We start from the raw sequence: 19,127 nt of genomic DNA, 5'->3' as shown, positions 1-19,127 counted from the left end.
ATCGCGCCGGATGCCGGCGGGTCGCGATCTCAGAACTTGTAGGCGACGCCGGCCTTGAGCTGGTTGTTCGAGAACGAGCTGGTCAGGGTCTGGCCGCCGAGCGTGTGGGTCGAGTTGCCGAAGCCCTGATACATGTATTCGCCGCGCGCGATGATGTTGTTGGTGATCTGGCCTTCCATGCCGACGCCGAGCGCGACGCCGACCTTGGTCGGCGTGGACGAGGCGGTCGGGGTCGAGACCTTGTTCTCGGCCAGCGCGACACCGGCGGTGGCGTAGGGCATGACGCGCTCGAAACCGACGCCGGCGCGGGCGCGCAGGCTGGCGTTCCAGCCGGAACGGTTCTTGTAGTTCACGCCGCCGACCGTCGAGGTCGAGCTCTGGCCCGAGAGGTTGGCGTCGGCTTCGACGCCGACCACGACGTTCTGGCCGATATTGGCGTTATAGCCGCCGTAGACGCCGCCAACGGCGCCTCCGAAGCTCGGGCTCACGGTCGGACCGCCATTGAAGCGGTCACGGGCGCCACCGAAATTGTAGCCGGCCTGAACGCCGATATAGGCACCCTGCCAGTTGCCCGGCGCGGTTCCGGCCGGCTGATAGGCGGTGTAGGCGGCCGGCGGCGGGTTGCCGCCGTACATGTCGGCAGCCAGAGCCGGGCCGGCGGCCAGGAGCGTGAGCGCGCTCGCGAAGGCGAAGGAAACGCGGAACATGGAAAATATCCTTCGTTGATGAGACCGAGCCCCGGAGGCTCTGCCGGGGAACTGGTAACCCTAATAGGGCGATCGCGGTTAAGGAGCGGTTCGGAAACGTGGTTAACACCGCTGAGGCTGCCGCAGCGCAACGAGACTTGTGCACCGCTCCCGCTGTCAGACGACGCCGAAAACACCAACGGCGCCCGGCCGCGCAATGCGGAACCGGACGCCGTCGCTTGGGAGCAAAGGCCGGATCGCGGCGAACCGCGCCGATCGGAAGAAACGGATGCGACAAACAGGAAAGCGGTACCCGATCCGGTCTGATCGGATACCGCTCTCGGACGTTCGGGCTGCGGCTCAGAACTTCCAGTTCACGCCGATCCGGGCCAGGTGCGACGTCAGGGTCTCGCGATGCGAGCCGACCGCCGTGCCGGGGTAGCTGATCGTCGGGCTGCCGTAGTCGGCATAGAGATACTCGCCCCGGACCGAGACGTTGTTGGTCACGGCATATTCGAGGCCGCCACCGACCGTCCAACCGGCGCGGGTGCGGCTCGACGACGACGTATTGCCGGCCGCATCCGTGCCGCGCGTGTCGAAGTTCGCCCAGGCGAGACCGCCGGTGCCGTAGACCAGGAAGCGGTCGAAGGCGTAGCCGGCACGACCGCGCACCGAGCCCGACCAGTCGAGACGGGTGCGGATCTGGTCGCCGGTCGCCAGCAGCGAGGTCCGGCTGTTGCGGCCGTAGTCCACGTCGGCCTCCAGGCCGAGCACGATGTTGCCGATCTGGTAGTTGTAACCGCCCTGCAGGCCGCCGACGAAGCTCGTCGAGTTCAGGCCATAGGGGTTGCCGGCGATGTTGCCGCGATCCTGCAGCCAGCGGCCGCCGAGGTTCGCGCCGACGTAGAAGCCCGTCCAGTTGAAGGCATAGGCCGGGATCGCCGTCGGCACGGCGGCCGGCGCGACCGCCGGGGGCGCACGATAGAGATCGGCGGCCTGGGCAGCACCGCCGAACACCAGGAGCGCGGTCGCGCCCAGGGCAGAGCGGAGGATGGAGCGGTTCATGTCTGGACCTTTCGTCAGATCGCCCCACCGATACGCGAGGGGGCGCGGGATGCCGTGACGCCGAAGCTCGAGCCTCCGGCGTTCGATCCGGAGTGAAGCCCCCCATTGGGGCGACAGGTCGAAGGCAATGTGATCGGTCCGGGACGATATCGTGGCGTCGCCGCCCCAGGATCTCCATGCGGCAACAACAGTTCCGCCGACCGGGCGCCGGCGGACCCTGCCCCTCGCGCCGACCGGCTTGCGCACACATCGGCGCCGAAATCCGCCCTTCTCCGCTTGCGCGGGACGCCCTTGAACGAGCATGCGGTTCCGCTGATCGGCCTCGCCTCGCAAGGCTTCCGGCCGATCGTTACCACCACCGGGCAATAGACACTTTTTCGCAAGGCGGCGATCCGCCGCGTCTCAGCTGGCGTATTTTGAACGACGTCGCGCCGGCGATGCCGCCTGCCCGATGCACGCTCCCGACGTAACAACAGCGAGTGGCCGCCATGCTGCGCGTAATCGCCCCGAAGAATGCGCTGGTGACCGGCGGCGCCCGACGGATCGGCGCTGCGATCGTCCGCGATCTCGCCCGCAACGGCTGGGGCGTCGCGATCCATTGCCGGTCGAGCCGCGCCGATGCCGAGGCGCTGGCGCGAGAGATCCGCACCGAGGGCGGCCGCGCCGCCGTCGTGACCGGCGACCTCGCCGACATCCAGGCGATCTACGGCATCGTCACCGCGGCCGAAACCGCGCTCGGGCCGCTCGGCCTGCTGGTCAACAACGCCTCGATGTTCGAGCGCGACGATATCGGCGAGCTCGATCCGGACCTGTTCGAACGACAGCTGCGGGTCAACCTGACCGCGCCGTGCCTGCTCGCCGACGCTTTCGTCAACCGCCTGCCCGAGGGCACCGAGGGTCACATCGTCAACATCATCGACCAGCGCGTGCTGCGGCCGACGCCGCGGTTCTTCTCCTATACGCTGGCAAAGTCCGCGCTGTGGATGGCGACGCGCACACTCGCGCAGGGACTGGCGCCGCGCGTCCGGGTCAACGCCATCGGCCCAGGGCCGACCCTGCAGAGCACGCATCAGATCGGCGACGACTTCTCCCGCCAGGCCGCCGCCGTGCCGCTCGGCTACGGCCCGCGGCTGGAGGAATTCGGCCGCACCATCCGCTATTTCGTCGAGACCCCGTCGATCACCGGCCAGATGGTCTGCCTCGACGGCGGCCAGCATCTGGCGTGGGAAACGCCTGATGTCGTCGACGTCGGTGAGTGAGCCGCGTCGTAGACGTCGGTGAATGGGCTCCGTCGCACACGCCTGCGAATGATGTGCGTGGGCGGCGTCCGCGCGTGATTTTTCACCGCCGACACGCCATATAGGAAGACCGACGCCGCGCGCCGGCCTGCCCGAGTCGCAAGACCGCGCGCCCGCTCCGCGGCGAGGCACTCGACCCGTGACGCGCCACCCGACCCGCCACTTGGCCCTACAAGGCGATGATCGAAGACGATACCGGCCGGCGCGCAGAGCCCGCCTCTCCGCTACCGGCCCGCTCCGAACCGACCCACAGCACGACGCCGCCGTCCATGGACGCGACGGACGTTTCCGCACGCGCCCACGCGGACGACGAAGCGCTCGGCCTGCTCGATGCCGATATCGAGCTGGACGGCGAGGACGAAGACGAAGAGGACGCCGACGTCCTCCCGGACGGCGACGAGCCGGAAGCCGTCGAGCCCGACGCGATCGAAGCCGCTGCCTCGACGGCCGCCGACGGTCTCGATCCGACCGGTCCGGGGCTGGCCGGCGCCGAGCTGATCGCGGCCTATGTGAAGCGGCTGCCGAATGCGCCGGGCGTCTATCGCATGCTCGACCAGGACGGCGACGTGCTCTACGTCGGCAAGGCGCGCAGCCTTAAGAAGCGCGTTTCCAACTACGCGCGAGGCAACGGCCTTTCCAACAATCGCATCGCGCGGATGATCCGCGAGACGCGGGCGATGGAGTTCGTCCAGACCCGGACCGAGACCGAGGCGCTGCTGCTCGAGGCGAACCTGATCAAGCGCCTGCGGCCGCGCTTCAACGTGCTGCTGCGCGACGACAAGAGCTTCCCCTACATCCTGATCTCGGAGGATCACGAGGCGCCGGCGCTGGTGAAGCACCGCGGCGCGCGCAAGCGCAAGGGCACCTATTTCGGCCCCTTCGCCTCCGCCGGCGCGGTCGGCCGCACGATCAATTCGCTGCAGAAGGCGTTCCTGATCCGCACCTGCACCGATTCCGTCTACGAGACCCGGACGCGGCCCTGCCTGTTGCACCAGATCAAGCGCTGCGCCGCGCCCTGCACGGGCGTGATCGCGATCCCCGACTACACCGAACTGGTCAAGGAGGCGAAGGCGTTCCTGTCCGGCAAGAGTTCCGCCGTGAAGGCCGAGCTCGCCGAAGCGATGCAGGCGGCCTCCGCCGATCTCGATTTCGAACGCGCGGCGGTCTACCGCGACCGCATCGCGGCGCTGAGCCATGTCCAGTCGCACCAGGGCATCAACCCCCAGGGCATCGAGGAGGCGGACGTCTTCGCGATCGCGCAGGAAGGTGGCCACACCTGCATTCAGGTGTTCTTCTTCCGCACCGGCCAGAACTGGGGCAACCACGGCTTCTTCCCCAGGGCGGACAAGACGCTCGGCCCCCAGGAGATCCTGGAATCCTTCCTCGCGCAGTTCTACGACGACAAGCCGATCCCGAAGCTGATCCTGCTCAGCCACGATCTCGAGGAGCGCGAGCTGCTTGAAACCGCGCTCTCCGAGCGCGCCGAGATGCGCGTCGAGATCGCCGTGCCGAAGCGCGGCGAGAAGAAGGATCTGGTCGACCATGCCGCGCTCAACGCCCGCGAGGCGCTGGGGCGCAAGCTCGCCGAGAGTTCGAGCCAGGGCCGGCTGCTCGCCGGGTTGGCGGAGGTCTTCGGCTTGCCCGAGCCGCCGAAGCGCGTCGAGGTCTACGACAACAGCCACATCATGGGCACCAACGCGGTCGGCGGCATGATCGTCGCCGGCCCCGAGGGCTTCGTGAAGGGCCAGTACCGCAAGTTCAACATCCGCTCGACCGAGCTCACCCCCGGCGACGACTACGGCATGATGACCGAGGTGCTGACCCGCCGCTTCTCGCGCCTGGTCAAGGAATGCGGCTCCAAGGCCGAGGCGCCGCGCGACGAGACCGGCTTCGGCCCCTGGCCGGATCTGGTCTTCATCGACGGCGGCAAGGGCCAGCTCGAGGCCGCCCGCGCCGTGCTCGAAGAGCTCGGCCTCGCGACCGAGATCCCGCTGGTCGGCATCGCCAAGGGCGCCGATCGCGACGCGGGGCGCGAGAAGTTCTTCCAGGACGGCAAGCCGTCCTTCATGCTGCCCGAGCGCGATCCGGTGCTCTATTTCGTCCAGCGCCTGCGCGACGAGGCGCACCGCTTTGCGATCGGCACGCACCGCGCCAAGCGCTCGAAGGCGATCCGCCAATCGAGCCTCGACGAGATCCCCGGCATCGGCCCGACGCGCAAGCGCGCGCTCCTTAATCACTTCGGCACCGTCAAGGCGATCGGCCGCGCCGGCGTCGGCGACCTGATGACCGTCGACGGCATCTCCGAGACCATGGCGGAGACGATCTACGATTATTTCCACGAGGGTGTGGTGGAGGGGTGAGGCGGGCGTCTTTGACTGATCGGAAGCTGCGCATCACGTTGACACACGCGACGGCGCAACTCATATTGCGCGCATATCCGCTACGCCCGTAGGCGGGCATTTATCAAACCCCCGCGCGGCGACGCTCGGGGGTTTTATATTGCGTGTTGCCGTTCTCATCGATGGCGGACATCTGCGTGTTCTCGCACGCAAGGCCGGCTTCAAGCATGAGCCCGACTATATCGAGAAGGTCGCGCACGCTTGCATCGAGCCAACTGAGAATTTGTTGCGCATCCTCTATTACGACTGCGCGCCTTATGTAGGAACGACAACCCTGCCCGTGTCGGGTGAGCCTCACGAGTTCACAGGGTCCGATCACTGGCTGCGCGATCTCGCAGCAAGAAACCTCTTCGCTGTGCGCCGCGGTGTACTGAAGTTTCGAGGCTTCAAACCGAAGCGTATCCCGATCGCCGCCAAGCCGCTGACGGACGCCGACTTCAAGCCCGATTTCGAACAGAAGGGCGTGGACATGCGAATTGGCTTGGACATGGCAAACTTCTCCGCACTGAAAACCGTCGAACGCTTGATTCTGATCACCGGCGACACCGATTGCATCCCCGCGATGAAGCATGCGCGCATCAATGGCCTGCAAGTCGCTCTCGTCACATTCCCAAACCACAAGATCGCCCCGGAATTGCTCTGGCACTCCGATTTCGAGCGCCGCATCGCTTGGCCCGCAGCGTAGACACTCGGTCGGGCATGCCGCTCGACCAGCGTTCTGCTGCCAGATTTCGTCAGCACCTGTGCTAGGCTCCGGCGTCTGAAGTCCGCCAGCCGACCACACGCCCATGTCCCGCGCCGAACGCCTGCTCGACCTGATCCAGATCCTGCGCGGCTATCGCGCGCCGGTCACCGGGACTGTGCTCGCGGACCGGCTCGGTGTGTCGTTGCGCACGCTCTACCGGGACATCGCCACGCTGCAGGCGCAGGGCGCCGATATCGCCGGCGAGCCGGGGCTCGGCTATGTGCTGAAGCCCGGCTTCATGCTGCCGCCGCTGATGTTTAGCGAGGACGAGATCGAGGCTCTCGTGCTCGGCGCGCGCTGGGTCCGTGCCCGAGCCGATGGCCGGCTCGGTGCCGCGGCCGAGACGGTGCTCGCCAAGGTCGGCGCCGTGCTGCCGCCCGACCTCAGGACGATGCTCGACGACAGCGGTCTCCTGATCGGCCCCGGCGCCGCGATCGTCGGTGGCGATATCGACCTCGATCCGGTCCGCATCGCGATCCGCCGCGAACATCGCCTCGACATCGGCTACCGCGACGAGGCCGGGCGCGTCACGCGGCGGCGCATCTGGCCTTTCGCGCTCGCCTTCTTCGAATCCGTGCGCATCGTCGCCGCCTGGTGCGAGATGCGCAGCGACTTCCGGCATTTCCGCGTCGACCGGATCAGCGAGATCGCGCCCACCGAAACGCACTACCCGAAGCGGCGCGCCGCCCTGCTGCGGGCCTGGCGCAAGACGCTGCCCGCGAAGATTGCTGACAAAATCTGACAGCAGCAGCGTCTAGACCGTTCCCGTCGCCGCCCCTGCACCAGGGGCCGGCCGTGAGATCAGGGAACGCACATGAACATCCCCAACTACACGCTCCTCTATGTCGATGATCCCGTCGCGAGCGCGGCCTTCTATGAGCGCGTGCTCGGGCTGGCGCCGGTCGATGTCTCGCCGACCTTCGTCCCGTTCGTGCTGCCGAACGGCACAAAACTCGGCCTGTGGTCGCAGCATACGGTCGCGCCGCGCCCGGCCGCCGGGGCCGGCCCGGGCATGACCGAACTCGGCTTCGCCCTCGCCGACCATGCGGCGCTCGACGCGCTGCATGCCGACTGGGCCGCGGCCGGCGTCACGATCATCGAGCCGCCGACGACGCATGATTTCGGCCGCGCCTTCACGGCGCTCGATCCCGATGGCCACCGGCTGCGCGCCTTCGTGCTCGCCCCCGACCCGCGTTGACGAAGGCGGCCGTAACGACCCGACCGTCCGAGACAGCCCGCCGGTCGCGAGGCTTCCGCCTTGCGGCCGGCGCAGTTGACGCGGGGCTGACCGGTGTGCTCTCTGGCGGGCGAGAGGGACACCCGCTGAACATGTCGGCCTTCAGTCTTCCCAACATCCTGACCTATGGACGGATTCTGGCCGTTCCCGCGGTCGTGGCGTGTTTCACGCTGCCGGGCACGCCGACCGAGACGTCGCGGTGGATCGCCTTCGGCCTGTTCGCGGCCGCGGCGATCACCGACTTCTTCGACGGCTATCTGGCCCGCGCCTGGCAACAGCAGTCGGCGCTCGGCCGCATGCTCGACCCGATCGCCGACAAGCTCCTGGTCGCAGCCTGCCTGCTCGTCCTCGTCGACGATCACATCATTCACGGCTGGTCGATCGTCGCGGCGGTGATCATCCTCTGCCGCGAGATCCTGGTCTCGGGCCTGCGCGAATTCCTGGCCGAACTGCGCGTCAGCGTGCCCGTGACCTGGCTCGCGAAGTGGAAGACCACCGCGCAACTGGTCGCGGTCGGCTTCCTGGTCGTCGGTCCGGCCGGCGAACGCGTGCTGCCCTACACGGTCGAGATCGGCCTCGTCCTGCTCTGGATTTCCGCCATCCTGACCCTTTATACTGGCTACGACTATTTCCGTGCCGGTATCGGGCATCTGATCGCCGAGCCTGAACGCCGGCCGTGAGACCGGCGCTGCCGCACGGCCTCGGCGCATGAAACGCGCCCGGACCCGGCGCGTCTAACAGCAGCGTGTCCAAGAGAGGCCCCGCCACGCGCGGGCGCCGAAGAGGTCCCGATGAAGATCCGCTATTTCGCTTGGGTGCGCGAGCGCGTCGGCAAGCCGGAGGAGGAGATCGCTCTTCCCGCCGAGGTGACCACGGCGGGCGAGCTGGTCCGTTGGCTGAAGACGCGCGGCGAGGAATACGACTACGCCTTCGAGCGCCCGGAGGTGATCCGCGTCGCGATCGACCAGATGCATGTCACGGCCGACACGCCGCTCGGCGATGCGCGCGAAGTGGCGCTGTTCCCGCCGATGACCGGGGGCTGAGATGGCGATCCCGATCACCGTCCGCGTCCAGGCCGAGCCCTTCGACACCGCCGCCGAGACGGCCAAGCTGACCGCCGGCCGTACCGACGTCGGCGCGGTCGTGACCTTCGAAGGCCTGTGCCGCTCCGAGGACGGCACGCTCGCCGCGCTCGAACTCGAACATTATCCGGGCATGGCCGAAGCCGAGATCGCGCGCGTCGCCGAGGAGGCATCGCGGCGCTGGCCGGTGCTCGGCCTCGCCGCGATCCATCGCTATGGCAAGATCGCGCCGGGCGCGCCGATCGTGCTGGTGATCGCGACCTCGCCGCACCGCCGCGCCGCCTTCGAGGCGGCCGAATTCCTGATGGACTTCCTGAAGACGCGCGCGCCGTTCTGGAAGAAGGAACACCGCCGAGACGGCACGGAGGGCGGCTGGGTCGACGCGCGCGAGGCCGACGACGCGGCCGCCGCGCGCTGGGGCGTCACTTCCGGGTGAACCGCTCGGTGCCCATCTTCCTGCCGCCCGCATAGGTCCAGACGCCGATCCAGCCGTCGGCGTCCTTCTCGTAGACCGCGATGCCGGTGTCGCTCTTCTGCTTGTAGGAGACGGCGAAGAAATTGTCGTTGCCGACTGCGGTGCCGACCGACTTCTCACCGCCGATCAGCCACACGACGCGAAACGTCTCGCCGGTGCGCTCGACGGAAACGGTGCCGGAATACTCCTCGCCATCCGGCCCCTTGCCCTCGACGTCGTATTTCCCGACCGGGTCGGCGAGCGCAACGGCGGGCATGAGGCAAGCGGCGAAGGCGAGCGCGACAGCGCTCCTGCGAACAAACGACATGAAAACCTCCAAGGGTCCCGAACGGACGGCGCGATACTGCCGCAAGGGGGACGCGGGAGCAATCGCAGCCACCCAAACAAAAAAGGGGCGGCTCACCGCCGCCCCTTCGCACTCATGTCCCCTGCCGATCACTCCGCCGCGGCGCGCTTCGGCTGCACTTCGGCGAAATAGTCGGTCATCAGGCCGAGCGTGATCTCCGCCGGCTTGAACGTATAGGGGCCGATCTCGGAGACCGGCGTCACTTCCGCCGCCGTGCCGGTGAGGAAGCACTCGGAGAAGCCGGCGAGCTCTTCCGGCTTGATGCGGCGCTCGATCACCTCGAGGCCGCGACGCTTGGCGAGATCGATCACCGTGCGGCGGGTGATGCCGTCCAGGAACCGGTCGGCGAGCGGCGTGTGGATCTTGCCGCCCTCGACGAAGAACACGTTGGCACCGGTCGCTTCGGCGACATAGCCCTCGTAGTCCCACATCAGCGCGTCGGCATAGCCCTTCCGCTCGGCCGCGTGCTTGGAGATCGTGCAGATCATGTAGAGGCCGGCGGCCTTCGATTTCGACGGCGCGGTGCGAGGATCCGGCCGGCGATATTCGGCGATGTCGAGCCGGATGCCCTTGGCGCGCTCTTCCGGCGAGAAGTAGCTCGGCCACTCCCAGGCGGCGATCGCGACATGGATGGTGTTGTTCTGCGCCGAGACGCCCATCATCTCCGAACCGCGCCAGGCGACCGGCCGGACATAGGCATCGACGAAGTTCATGCGCCGGAGCAGTTCCTCGCAGGCCGCATCGAGTTCGGCCGCGCTATAGGGCAGCTCGAAGCCGAGGATCTCGGCCGAGGTCCTGAGACGCTCGTGGTGCTCGCGCTGCTTGAACACGACGCCGCCATAGGCGCGCTGCCCCTCGAACACGCAGCTTCCGTAATGCAGGCCGTGCGTCAGCACATGGACCTTGGCGTCCTTCCAGTCGACGAACTCGCCGTCGAACCAGATGACGCCCTCGCGCTGATCGAATGGCAGAGCCATGATGCTTCTCCGATTTGTCGGCCGGCTCCGCGGACCTCCGTCCGCCGGATCGGCCGATCGTTTTCCTCCCGGGCCGCGCCCCCGTGGTTCGGGCCCGGACGATCCGCCGCGAGAGCCCCGCTCCTCGGCGCCGGCCCGGACCAGAGGTCCGGACGCCGCCGCCGGGCGGGATCATCATCGCAGCGACACGTTCTTTGCGTTGGCGCGCCGCAGCCGATATCTTGCACCCGGAGTTCGGGCCGCGCCAGCCGTCTCGCCCGGCAGGATCGACGCGCCCGCCCCTGACAGGGCACGGAATCGTTCCGTTCCCGAGGCCGGCGACGTGGGACAGATCCTTTCGTCCGGGCGGCTTCACGGGTAACGAATGGAATGTTTTAAGTCAACATGGCTGACATAAATTCCAAACAGAGGGGCCATGCGCCCGGTGACGGCCCGGAGCCGGACGACGTCGCGGTACTCGCCCCGGCGCGCGTGCCCTTTCCCCGCTCACCCCGCCGCGCCGAGCCGGCGCCGGGCGAGACGACGCCGATGGAGATGATCGAGCTCCTGTTCTTCGCCTACCGCGACTTCGTCGGCGATCCGGACGCGATCCTCGACAGTTTCGGCTTCGGCCGCGCGCATCATCGGGTGCTGCATTTCGTCAACCGCAATCCCGGCATGACCGTCGCCGAGCTGCTCGACATCCTGCGCATCACCAAGCAGAGCCTCGGCCGCGTGCTGCGCGAGCTGCTCGATGCCGGCTATGTCGTGCAGCAGCCCGGCCCGACCGATCGCCGTCAGCGGCTGCTCTACGCCACCGACAAGGGCCGCGCGCTTGCGAGCGAACTCGCCGCCCCGCAGTCGACGCGCATCCGCGCCGCGCTCGACGCGCTCGGCCCGGACGCAGCCGCGGCGGCGCGCGAGTTCCTGCGCCTGATGATCAACGAACACGAGCGGGGCCGCATCGCCTCCTCCGCCTCCAAACCGTGAGGGCGTAGATGACCGACCGATCGCCCGCCGCACCGTCGTCGATCGTGCCCACGCCCGCCCCGCCGGCCGACGAGGCGCCGCATCTGCTCGTCGTCGACGACGACAGCCGCATCCGCACGCTGATCTCGCGCTTCCTCGCCGACCGCGGCTTCCGCGTGACGGTCGCCGAGAGCGCCGCCGAGGCGCGCAAGAAGCTCAGCTCGTTCGACTTCGATCTCCTGGTCGTCGACGTGATGATGCCGGGCGAGAGCGGCATGGACCTGACCCGGTCGATCCGCGCCGGCTCGCAGGTGCCGATCCTGATGCTGACCGCGCTGACCGAGACCGAGAACCGCATCCGCGGCCTCGAGATCGGCGCCGACGACTATCTGTCGAAGCCGTTCGACCCGCGCGAACTGCTGCTGCGCATCAACAATATCCTGAAGCGCGGCGGCCCGGCGCTTAAGCCGAAGGGCCAGGAGATCCGCTTCGGTCCCTTCGTGTTCCAGGTCGAGCGCGAGGAACTGTGGCGCGGCGAGGAGATGATCCGGCTGACCGATCGCGAGCGGCAGCTCCTGAAGATGTTCGCCGAGCGGCCGGACGAGACGATCCCGCGCCACGAAATCGTCGCCGGCGAGAGCACGCTCGGCGACCGCACCGCCGACGTCCAGATCAACCGGCTGCGCCGCAAGATCGAGATCGACCCGGCCAACCCGATCTATCTGGTGACGGTGCGCGGCATCGGCTACAGGCTGAAGATCGACTGAGCCTGTCATGAGCGTTGCCGAGCACCCCGCACCGAAGACCGAGCCGCCACCGCACGGCGACCGCTCCGCGGCCGCCCCGGCCGTGCGCGCGGTAAAGACGCTGACGCGGCCGGTCTCGGCCTATCGGCTGTTCGCGCGCTGGCTCGCCGATCGCATGCCGAAGGGCCTCTACGGCCGCTCGCTGCTGATCGTGATCCTGCCGATGCTCATCCTGCAGTCGGTGGTCGCCTACGTGTTCATGGAGCGGCACTGGCAGCTCGTCACGCGCCGCCTGTCGGAGGCGCTGGCGCGCGACATGGCGGCGATCATCGCCATCATCGACACCTACCCGCAGGACCCGAACTACGACAAGATCACCGAGATCGCCCGGCGCGACTTCAACGTCTCGATCTCGATCCTGCCGCAGGAAGGCCTGCCGCCGCCGATCCCCAAGCCGTTCTTCTCGCTGCTCGATTCGGCGCTGTCGGAAGAGATCGTCCGCTACATCGGCCGGCCGTTCTGGATCGACACGGTCGGCAAGTCGGACCTGATCGAGATCCGCGTCCTGCTCCCCGACAAGATCCTGCGCGTCTTCGCCAAGCGCGGCCAGGCCTATGCGTCGAACTCGCATATCTTCATCGTCTGGATGGTCTCGACCGCCTTCGTGCTGATCGGCATCGCGATCCTGTTCCTGCGCAACCAGATCCGCCCGATCCAGATGCTGGCGCGCGCCGCGGAGAGTTTCGGCAAGGGCCGCCCGGTCGCGGCCTTCGCGCCGCGCGGCGCCCGCGAGGTGCGCAAGGCCTCCGAAGCCTTCATCGAGATGCGCCGGCGCATCGAACGTCAGATCGACCAGCGCACGACCATGCTCGCCGGCGTCAGCCACGACCTGCGCACGATCCTGACCCGGTTCCGGCTGCAACTGGCACTGTTCCCGCCCTCCGCCGAGATCGAGGCGCTCGAGGCCGACGTCGGCGAGATGCAGGCTATGCTCGAGGCCTATCTCGCCTTCGCCCGCGGCGACGGCGACGAGGACAGCGTCGCGACCGACATCGCCGAGACCTTGCGCGCGATCCAGATCGAGGCCGAGCGCGCCGGCTTCGAGGTGGCGCAGAGTTTCGAGGGCGCCCCGGTCGTCACCGTGCGCCCGAACGCGTTCAAGCGCCTGATCGGCAATCTGGTCGGCAACGCCTGCCGTTATGCCGACCATGTCGAGATCGCCGGTCGGCACACGCACGGCTGGCTGACCATCCAGGTCGACGACGACGGTCCCGGCGTGCCGGAGAGCGAGCGCGAGAACGTGTTCCGGCCGTTCTACCGGCTCGACGGCGCCCGCAATCAGGACGAGGGCGGCACCGGCCTCGGCCTCGCCATCGCCCGCGACATTGCGCGCGGCCATGGCGGCGACATCACGCTCGACAAGAGCCCGAGAGGCGGGTTGCGGGCGGTGGTTCGGATTCCGGGCTGAACGGAGGCGGGACCGCCGGTCATCAGCCGTCCCGAGCGATCAGCAGATGCGTCGCGCGTTCGCCCTCGACGCGCTCGCGACAGGCATAGCCGAGCCGCGGCAGGTCGAGCCCCGCGAACAGCGCCTCGCCGGTCCCGAGCAGCACCGGGCTGAGCGCCAGATGCATCTCGTCGATCAGTTTCGACTGGAGATAGCCACGGATCGTGGCGACGCCACCACCGATCCGCACGTCCCGCCCTCCGGCCGCGGCCTTGGCGCGATCGAGTGCGGCCTCGAGCCCGTCCGTGACGAAATGGAACGTCGTGCCGCCCTGCATGTCGAGCGGCGGCCGGGCATGGTGCGTCAGCACGAAGACCGGCACGTGATAAGGCGGCTCGTCGCCCCACCAGCCGCGCCAGCTCTCATCGGGCCAAGGCCCGCGCACCGGACCGAACATGTTGCGCCCGAGAATCCACGCGCCGACATTCTCGAAGCTGCGTGCCGCAAAGCTCTCGTCGACGCCGGTCTCGCCGTCGTCCTTCCCGAACATCGTCTGGAAGGTCCGCGTCGGAAAAGCCCAGCCATGCAGTTCCATGCCGCGCACGCCGAGCGGATTTTCGAGGCTCTGATCAGGTCCGGCCCCGTAGCCGTCGAGCGAAATCGAGAATGCCGCAACGCGAACCTTGATCATGTCTCCCCCCAAGCGCGACGACGCGCGGTCGCGCGTAGCGCCAAATGCCCGGGGAGCGCGGAAGTTCCCTAGACCGCCCCGGTCGCGGTCGCCTCGCCGCCCGGCGCGGGGGACGGGGCGGCTCGGCGTCACGACGCGACCGGCCACGCCAGGACGCCAGGCCGCACGCGACCCGCTTCAACGGCGCCAGCAGCCCCTCGACCTTGCGCGCCCGCTCGGCCAGCCCCTCGAGCCGCTTCAAGGCCTTGTCGAGCGCGGCCATGGTCTTCGGCAGTTGCGGGTCCTCCTCCTCGAGGAAGACCTCGAGCACGCGGACATAGGCGAGCGCCAGCGCCTGCGCGCGGGCGAGGCCCTTGAGCCCGCCGGTCTCCAGCCCCGCGGCGGCCAGCGTCCAGGATTGCGACACGAGCGCGAGTTTGTTCATCTCGGCCGCGAGCACCGGATCGCGGCGCGCGGCGCGGATCAGGCCCTTCACGCCGGCGCGGTACGGCGTCAGCGCGTCGAAGCGGCGCATGATCGCGTCGAACAGCCGATCGCGCACCGGCTCGGTCTTCATCGCCGGATCGTCGCCCGCGAGCACGGTGGCATCGATGCGGCGGACGAATTCGGCCAGGATCGCGATCCGGCCGTCATAGGCCTTGCGCAGCTCGGCGAGGTCGAGTTCCGCCCGCTCGGCGATCTCGGCGAGCCCGATGGCGGAAAAGTCCTTCTCGGCGGCGAGCGCCAGCAGCGCCTCGACGATGCGCGTCTTCTGCTTCTCGGTGGCCATGGGCGGTGCTCCGTTCGGGTTCCCATCCGAAGATAGGACCGACCGGCCGCTCCCGCCATATCGGACGGGCCGTTTCGGACCCACCCGAATGGCGATCGGCCGGCTGCGGAGCCGGCCCGATCAGTCGAACAGGCTAGACACCGACTGTTCGAGCGCGGTGCGGGCGATCGCCTCGCCCATCAGCGGCGCGATCGAGATCGTGCGGATGTTCGGCGCCGCCTTGACCGCTTCGGTCGGCTGGATCGAGTCGGTGATGACCAGTTCCTTCAGCCGCGACGACGAGATGCGCGTGACCGCGCCGCCCGACAGCACGCCGTGGGTGCAATAGGCCGTGACCGAAGCCGCGCCCTTGGCGAGCAGCGCCTCGGCGGCGTTGCACAGCGTGCCGCCCGAATCGATGATGTCGTCGACCAGGATGCAGTCGCGGCCGTCGACGTTGCCGATGATGTTCATGACTTCCGATTCGCCCGGCCGTTCGCGACGCTTGTCGACGATGGCGAGCGGCGCGTCGATGCGCTTGGCGAGCGCGCGGGCGCGCACCACGCCGCCGACGTCCGGCGACACGACCATGGTGTTCTCGAGCCGGTAGCGCTCCTTAATGTCGCGCATCATGACCGGGGCGCCGAACAGGTTGTCGGTCGGGATGTCAAAGAAGCCCTGGATCTGGCCGGCATGCAGGTCGAGCGTCAGCACGCGATCGGCGCCGGCATGGGTGATCAGATTGGCGACGAGCTTGGCCGAGATCGGCGTGCGGCCGGCGGCGCGGCGGTCCTGGCGGGCATAGCCGAAATAGGGCAGCACCGCGGTGATGCGCTTGGCCGAGGACCGGCGCAGAGCGTCGATCATGATCAGGAGTTCCATCAGATGGTCGTTGGCCGGGTAGCTCGTCGACTGGATGACGAACACGTCCGCACCACGGACGTTCTCCTGCAGCTCGACGAAGATCTCCTGGTCGGCGAACCGGCGCACGAGGCAATTCGCGAGCGGCTGGTCGAGGTATCCGGCGATCGCGTCGGCGAGCACGCGGTTCGAGTTGCCGCTGACGAGTTTCATGGGCGCAGCCTCATCGCATCTGGGAACACGGGAGGACCGGACGAAGAGCACGTCGGGACAGCGCCGGCCTCAGGGAGTGCCGCGCTTTTAGCAACGTGAACCCGGCGCGTAAACCGCGGAATCCGGACCGGCACCCACGAGCGGCGAACATGGCGAACGACGCCGGTCCGTCGCGGCATGTCCTCGCGTCCCCGGGGTCAGGGCTCGGCGCGCGTCACCCAGGCCTTGATCGCCTGCACGGCGCGTTCGGCGAGGTGCTCGTTGGTCGGGCCTTCGACGCCCGACCAAGGATCGCCGTCGGCCTGCGGCGACAGTTCCTGGCCGGTGAACGTGTGCACGCGCCGGCCGGAGGCGTCGAAGATCTCGTAGGTGAAGGTCACGACCGAGCTCGCATCGCCGCCGAGTGCGACGAAATAGCCGCGCACGCGGTAGGTCGCCGGCTCCTCGAGCCTGAGCACCAGCGCGAGGCCTTCCTTGTCGGCGCGCGCGCGGATGCGCCGATAGATGTCGTCGGCGGTGTTCACCGGCAGACCGGAGAACGGCAGGAACAGGACGGTCGGCTTGCCGACCGGCGGCGCGACCTTGAGCGGCGGCAGGCGGGCCGGCCCGCCGGTCGCCGACATGGCCTGCTCGACACCCACCATCGTGTCGCTGCGGCCGCAGGCCGCCGGCAACAGCGCGAGACAGGCGATCGCGGCGATGCGCGCGGTGCTGACGACGGCGGCGAGGCGCCCGGAACGAAGGCCCATCTCGTATTCCCGAACTGGTGGCATGCGCCGGCCCGCCGAACGGCGTCCTCATGCGACACGACGGCCATGAGTCCTAGCGGGAAAGCCGCCGCCGGTCCACCGCGCGATGCCGTCCCGCCACAGGATGCGGCCCGCGCGCAACACGGCGCCCGGACGATCGCACGCCGCCGATCGCAAGCCGTCGCCGAAGCGCCGCGCGGCCCTCAGCCACGCGCGACGAGATCGATCGGCGCCAGGCTCAGGGCCTCCGGCAGGCCCTCGGTGGTCAGATAGGTGCGGCCGAGGCACATGGCGGTCTGCGTCTCGGAATCCATCAGGATCATGTGCGCGAACAGCACCATGTTCGGCACGATCGGCGCGGGATTGCCGCGATAGAACATCGGCCAGTCCATCCACGACGGCGCATAGCGGGCGCCGAGCGAGTAGCCGCAGGCATTGAGCCGGTGGGCGAGCAGGCCCCGGCCGTCGAGCACGCGCGCATGAGCGTCGAAAACGTCGCCGAAACTCTTGCCCGGCACCATCTCGGCCTCGACGGCCGCGAGCGCCTCGCTCGCCGCGTCGTGCAGCTCCAGATGCCGCGGCCGGGTCTCGCCGACCACGACCGTGCGCATGCCGGCGACGTGGTAGTGCCGGTAGGCACCGGCGAATTCGAGCGTGATCTGGTCCTGCGTGTCGAGCACCCGCCGGCCGGTCTTGGTGCGGCAGAGCAGCGCGTCGGCGCCGGAACCGATGATGAAGGGGTTGGCCGGATAGTCGCCGCCGCCCTCGAACACCGCGCCCTGCATGGCAGCGAGGATGCGGCCTTCGTCGGCGCCCGGCCGGATCTCGGCGATCCCGGCCTCGAGCGCGCGGTCGGCGAGCCGCGCCGCCTCTCGGATATGGACGATTTCCTCCGGCGACTTGACCGCCCGGAGCGGCGGGATCACCTCCGAGGCGTCGACGAGATCGGCGAAGCTCGCCAGATGCTCGTCGATCAGCCGGCCGTTGCGAGCGGTGAGCCCGTGCGTGTCGTATTCGACGCCGAGCCGCGTGCCGAGCAGATCGAGCTCGAACAGGATCTCCTTCAGCTGCAGCACCGGGCTCGCCTCGCCCTTGTCGACCCAGACCCGGATGTCCTGCAGGTTCGACGTGTGCCGCGCCTGACGCAGGTCGGGCGCGCGGGTCATCAGCACCTTGGTGCCGTCGGCCGTGAGCACCAGACACTGGAAGAAGCAGTAGCCGAAGCTGTCGTAGCCGGTCAGCCAGTACATCGACTCCTGCGCGAACAGCAGCATCGCATCGAGCTTCTGCGTCTTCATCGCGGCGAGCACGCGCGCCTCGCGGGCGGCGAACTCCTCGGCCGAAAAATGCAGCGCCATCGCACCCTCCCCGGTGATTTCGCCCGGCGAAATCCTGTCGTGACCGGCCACGGACGTGACCCTAGATGTTCGAGCGATCCCGCACCGGTCCGCAAACGCCTTCGCGGGCCGTGTCGTTGCGCGAGCGGGCCGGTCAGTCGGCGAGCGCGATGCCCGAGGCGAGCCGGCCGTAGTCGGGCTCGCCTCGGTGGGTCATGCGCCGATACGAGAAGAACTGCGCCTCCTCGCCATAGGTGCAGAGGCCGAGCCATTCGGCCGAGCCGACCCCGGCCGCCTGAAGCCGCGACACGACATAGCCCGGCAAGTCGAACATGGCGTGACCGTCGCGCGTCGAGGCCGAGAAGAACCGCGCATTGGCCGGATCGGCGGCCTCGAACCTTGCGACGAACTCCGGCCCGACCTCGTAGGCCGCCTTCGAGATCGTCGGCCCGAGCACGGCGACGATGCGACTGCGTTCGGCGCCGAGCGTCTCCATGGTCGTAAGCGTCGCCTCGATGACGCCGCCGAACGCGCCCTTCCAGCCCGAATGCGCCGCACCGATCACGCGTGCGGCCGGATCGGCGAACAGGATCGGTCCGCAATCGGCGGTCGACACCGCGACCGCGACACCCGGCCGATTCGTGACCACCGCATCGGCGCGCGGCCCCTCGCCGGCCGCCCAGGGCTCGTCGACGATCGCCACATCGGCCGAATGAATCTGGAACGGCATGGCGAGCCGGCCGCGCGCGACACCGAGCGCCTCCGCGACCCGGCCGCGATTCTCCGTCACCGCCGCGCGATCGTCGTTGGAGCCGAAGCCGATGTTGAGGCTGTCGTAGAGCCCGGTCGAGACGCCGCCCTCGCGGGTGAAGAAGCCGTGACGGATGCCGCCGAAGCGGTCGAGGGTCTCGGAACGGATCAAGGCGGCCTCCGGATGGTCGGTGAACGGTCGTCTGAGCGGGCGCGATCGTGTCGACCGCCGCCCGGCCTGTCAAACCCCGGCAACGCCGGGGTGCTCAGCGGCCACGACACGCCGTCGGCCCTGCTGATGCCACATCGCGCTGCCCGCTGCAGGGC

Annotated in this window: 21 protein-coding genes; 11 read left to right on the top strand and 10 right to left on the bottom strand. The window is 68.7% G+C overall.

All coding sequences use genetic code 11. From position 1 onward, the window contains the following. Window positions 1–29: 29 nt before the first annotated feature. Both ABS361_02240 and ABS361_02235 read right to left on the bottom strand, forming a co-directional pair. Window positions 30–707 carry an outer membrane protein gene (locus tag ABS361_02240; protein ID XBY45135.1) on the bottom strand — a complete coding sequence of 226 codons (678 nt, stop codon included), beginning with the start codon at window positions 705–707 and terminating at the stop codon, window positions 30–32. Window positions 708–1,046: 339 nt separating this feature from the next. Then, window positions 1,047–1,751, bottom strand: coding sequence for an outer membrane protein (locus tag ABS361_02235; protein ID XBY45134.1), 705 nt, complete (start codon window positions 1,749–1,751; stop codon window positions 1,047–1,049). Window positions 1,752–2,239: 488 nt separating this feature from the next. Between ABS361_02235 and ABS361_02230 the strand changes: the two genes are divergently transcribed. From ABS361_02230 to ABS361_02195, 8 genes are all read left to right on the top strand, one after another. After that, window positions 2,240–3,010: an SDR family oxidoreductase gene (locus tag ABS361_02230; GenBank protein ID XBY45133.1), complete on the top strand. Its 771-nt coding sequence runs from the start codon at window positions 2,240–2,242 to the stop codon at window positions 3,008–3,010. A gap of 308 nt (window positions 3,011–3,318) precedes the next feature. Beyond that, window positions 3,319–5,409, top strand: a complete 2,091-nt coding sequence (gene uvrC / locus ABS361_02225) for an excinuclease ABC subunit UvrC (protein ID XBY45132.1) — start codon at window positions 3,319–3,321, stop codon at window positions 5,407–5,409. A gap of 139 nt (window positions 5,410–5,548) precedes the next feature. Beyond that, window positions 5,549–6,133, top strand: a complete 585-nt coding sequence (locus ABS361_02220) for an NYN domain-containing protein (GenBank protein XBY45131.1) — start codon at window positions 5,549–5,551, stop codon at window positions 6,131–6,133. A 103-nt stretch (window positions 6,134–6,236) separates the two neighbouring features. Further along, window positions 6,237–6,935 carry a YafY family protein gene (locus ABS361_02215; GenBank protein XBY45130.1) on the top strand — a complete coding sequence of 233 codons (699 nt, stop codon included), beginning with the start codon at window positions 6,237–6,239 and terminating at the stop codon, window positions 6,933–6,935. 72 nt (window positions 6,936–7,007) lie between these two features. Continuing rightward, entirely contained in the window at window positions 7,008–7,391 is a 384-nt protein-coding gene (locus tag ABS361_02210; GenBank protein XBY45129.1) for a VOC family protein, read from the top strand. A 131-nt stretch (window positions 7,392–7,522) separates the two neighbouring features. Continuing rightward, the gene (pgsA, locus tag ABS361_02205) at window positions 7,523–8,110 is read left to right on the top strand and encodes a CDP-diacylglycerol--glycerol-3-phosphate 3-phosphatidyltransferase (GenBank protein ID XBY45128.1); all 588 of its coding nucleotides are present in this window, start codon (window positions 7,523–7,525) and stop codon (window positions 8,108–8,110) included. A 111-nt stretch (window positions 8,111–8,221) separates the two neighbouring features. Continuing rightward, window positions 8,222–8,473, top strand: coding sequence for a molybdopterin converting factor subunit 1 (gene moaD, locus ABS361_02200; GenBank protein XBY45127.1), 252 nt, complete (start codon window positions 8,222–8,224; stop codon window positions 8,471–8,473). A 1-nt stretch (window position 8,474) separates the two neighbouring features. Continuing rightward, window positions 8,475–8,948 carry a molybdenum cofactor biosynthesis protein MoaE gene (locus tag ABS361_02195; GenBank protein ID XBY45126.1) on the top strand — a complete coding sequence of 158 codons (474 nt, stop codon included), beginning with the start codon at window positions 8,475–8,477 and terminating at the stop codon, window positions 8,946–8,948. Here ABS361_02195 and ABS361_02190 read toward each other — a convergent pair. Both ABS361_02190 and ABS361_02185 read right to left on the bottom strand, forming a co-directional pair. Then, a complete protein-coding gene (locus tag ABS361_02190; GenBank protein XBY45125.1) occupies window positions 8,935–9,294 on the bottom strand; it encodes a hypothetical protein in 360 nt (119 codons plus the stop codon). The genes ABS361_02195 and ABS361_02190 overlap by 14 nt on opposite strands. A 128-nt stretch (window positions 9,295–9,422) precedes the next feature. Next, complete coding sequence (locus ABS361_02185) at window positions 9,423–10,313, bottom strand: branched-chain amino acid aminotransferase (GenBank protein ID XBY46783.1); 891 nt, start codon at window positions 10,311–10,313, stop codon at window positions 9,423–9,425. 525 nt (window positions 10,314–10,838) lie between these two features. Here ABS361_02185 and ABS361_02180 point away from each other — a divergent pair. The 3 genes from ABS361_02180 (at window position 10,839) to ABS361_02170 (ending at window position 13,472) form a co-directional block, all read left to right on the top strand. Further along, on the top strand, window positions 10,839–11,279 hold the full coding sequence (locus ABS361_02180) for a MarR family transcriptional regulator (protein ID XBY46782.1): 441 nt from the start codon (window positions 10,839–10,841) through the stop codon (window positions 11,277–11,279). 8 nt (window positions 11,280–11,287) lie between these two features. After that, entirely contained in the window at window positions 11,288–12,025 is a 738-nt protein-coding gene (locus ABS361_02175) for a response regulator transcription factor (GenBank protein XBY45124.1), read from the top strand. A gap of 154 nt (window positions 12,026–12,179) precedes the next feature. Then, window positions 12,180–13,472, top strand: coding sequence for an ATP-binding protein (locus tag ABS361_02170; protein ID XBY46781.1), 1,293 nt, complete (start codon window positions 12,180–12,182; stop codon window positions 13,470–13,472). 22 nt (window positions 13,473–13,494) lie between these two features. On the opposite strand, the gene ABS361_02165 is transcribed toward ABS361_02170, so the two are convergent. The 6 genes from ABS361_02165 to pgeF all read right to left on the bottom strand — a co-directional run bounded on the left by ABS361_02165 (window position 13,495) and on the right by pgeF (window position 18,972). Then, on the bottom strand, window positions 13,495–14,142 hold the full coding sequence (locus ABS361_02165; GenBank protein ID XBY45123.1) for a dihydrofolate reductase family protein: 648 nt from the start codon (window positions 14,140–14,142) through the stop codon (window positions 13,495–13,497). Then, window positions 14,081–14,911: a TetR/AcrR family transcriptional regulator gene (locus ABS361_02160; protein ID XBY45122.1), complete on the bottom strand. Its 831-nt coding sequence runs from the start codon at window positions 14,909–14,911 to the stop codon at window positions 14,081–14,083. The genes ABS361_02165 and ABS361_02160 overlap by 62 nt, the downstream gene beginning before the upstream one ends. A gap of 120 nt (window positions 14,912–15,031) precedes the next feature. Further along, window positions 15,032–15,964, bottom strand: a complete 933-nt coding sequence (locus ABS361_02155; protein XBY45121.1) for a ribose-phosphate pyrophosphokinase — start codon at window positions 15,962–15,964, stop codon at window positions 15,032–15,034. A 197-nt stretch (window positions 15,965–16,161) separates the two neighbouring features. Beyond that, window positions 16,162–16,713 (bottom strand): hypothetical protein, encoded by a 552-nt coding sequence (locus ABS361_02150; protein XBY45120.1) that lies wholly within the window; start codon window positions 16,711–16,713, stop codon window positions 16,162–16,164. Window positions 16,714–16,916: 203 nt separating this feature from the next. Continuing rightward, entirely contained in the window at window positions 16,917–18,071 is a 1,155-nt protein-coding gene (locus ABS361_02145; protein XBY45119.1) for a Xaa-Pro peptidase family protein, read from the bottom strand. 133 nt (window positions 18,072–18,204) lie between these two features. Further along, complete coding sequence (pgeF, locus tag ABS361_02140; GenBank protein XBY45118.1) at window positions 18,205–18,972, bottom strand: peptidoglycan editing factor PgeF; 768 nt, start codon at window positions 18,970–18,972, stop codon at window positions 18,205–18,207. Window positions 18,973–19,127: the final 155 nt, after the last annotated feature.

The organism is Ancalomicrobiaceae bacterium S20 (assembly GCA_040269895.1).
Lineage (GTDB): Bacteria > Pseudomonadota > Alphaproteobacteria > Rhizobiales > Ancalomicrobiaceae > Methyloraptor > Methyloraptor flagellatus.
This window is presented reverse-complemented; position numbering and strand designations above follow the sequence as displayed.

Coding starts and splice junctions, on each gene's coding strand:
- ABS361_02240 (XBY45135.1), bottom strand. CDS start 707: ATGTTCCGCGTTTCCTTCGCCTTCGCGAGCGCGCTCACGCTCCTGGCC.
- ABS361_02235 (XBY45134.1), bottom strand. CDS start 1,751: ATGAACCGCTCCATCCTCCGCTCTGCCCTGGGCGCGACCGCGCTCCTG.
- ABS361_02230 (XBY45133.1), top strand. CDS start 2,240: ATGCTGCGCGTAATCGCCCCGAAGAATGCGCTGGTGACCGGCGGCGCC.
- uvrC (XBY45132.1), top strand. CDS start 3,319: ATGGACGCGACGGACGTTTCCGCACGCGCCCACGCGGACGACGAAGCG.
- ABS361_02215 (XBY45130.1), top strand. CDS start 6,237: ATGTCCCGCGCCGAACGCCTGCTCGACCTGATCCAGATCCTGCGCGGC.
- ABS361_02210 (XBY45129.1), top strand. CDS start 7,008: ATGAACATCCCCAACTACACGCTCCTCTATGTCGATGATCCCGTCGCG.
- pgsA (XBY45128.1), top strand. CDS start 7,523: ATGTCGGCCTTCAGTCTTCCCAACATCCTGACCTATGGACGGATTCTG.
- moaD (XBY45127.1), top strand. CDS start 8,222: ATGAAGATCCGCTATTTCGCTTGGGTGCGCGAGCGCGTCGGCAAGCCG.
- ABS361_02195 (XBY45126.1), top strand. CDS start 8,475: ATGGCGATCCCGATCACCGTCCGCGTCCAGGCCGAGCCCTTCGACACC.
- ABS361_02190 (XBY45125.1), bottom strand. CDS start 9,294: ATGTCGTTTGTTCGCAGGAGCGCTGTCGCGCTCGCCTTCGCCGCTTGC.
- ABS361_02180 (XBY46782.1), top strand. CDS start 10,839: ATGGAGATGATCGAGCTCCTGTTCTTCGCCTACCGCGACTTCGTCGGC.
- ABS361_02175 (XBY45124.1), top strand. CDS start 11,288: ATGACCGACCGATCGCCCGCCGCACCGTCGTCGATCGTGCCCACGCCC.
- ABS361_02170 (XBY46781.1), top strand. CDS start 12,180: ATGCCGAAGGGCCTCTACGGCCGCTCGCTGCTGATCGTGATCCTGCCG.
- ABS361_02165 (XBY45123.1), bottom strand. CDS start 14,142: ATGATCAAGGTTCGCGTTGCGGCATTCTCGATTTCGCTCGACGGCTAC.
- ABS361_02160 (XBY45122.1), bottom strand. CDS start 14,911: ATGGCCACCGAGAAGCAGAAGACGCGCATCGTCGAGGCGCTGCTGGCG.
- ABS361_02155 (XBY45121.1), bottom strand. CDS start 15,964: ATGAAACTCGTCAGCGGCAACTCGAACCGCGTGCTCGCCGACGCGATC.
- ABS361_02150 (XBY45120.1), bottom strand. CDS start 16,713: ATGGGCCTTCGTTCCGGGCGCCTCGCCGCCGTCGTCAGCACCGCGCGC.
- ABS361_02145 (XBY45119.1), bottom strand. CDS start 18,071: ATGGCGCTGCATTTTTCGGCCGAGGAGTTCGCCGCCCGCGAGGCGCGC.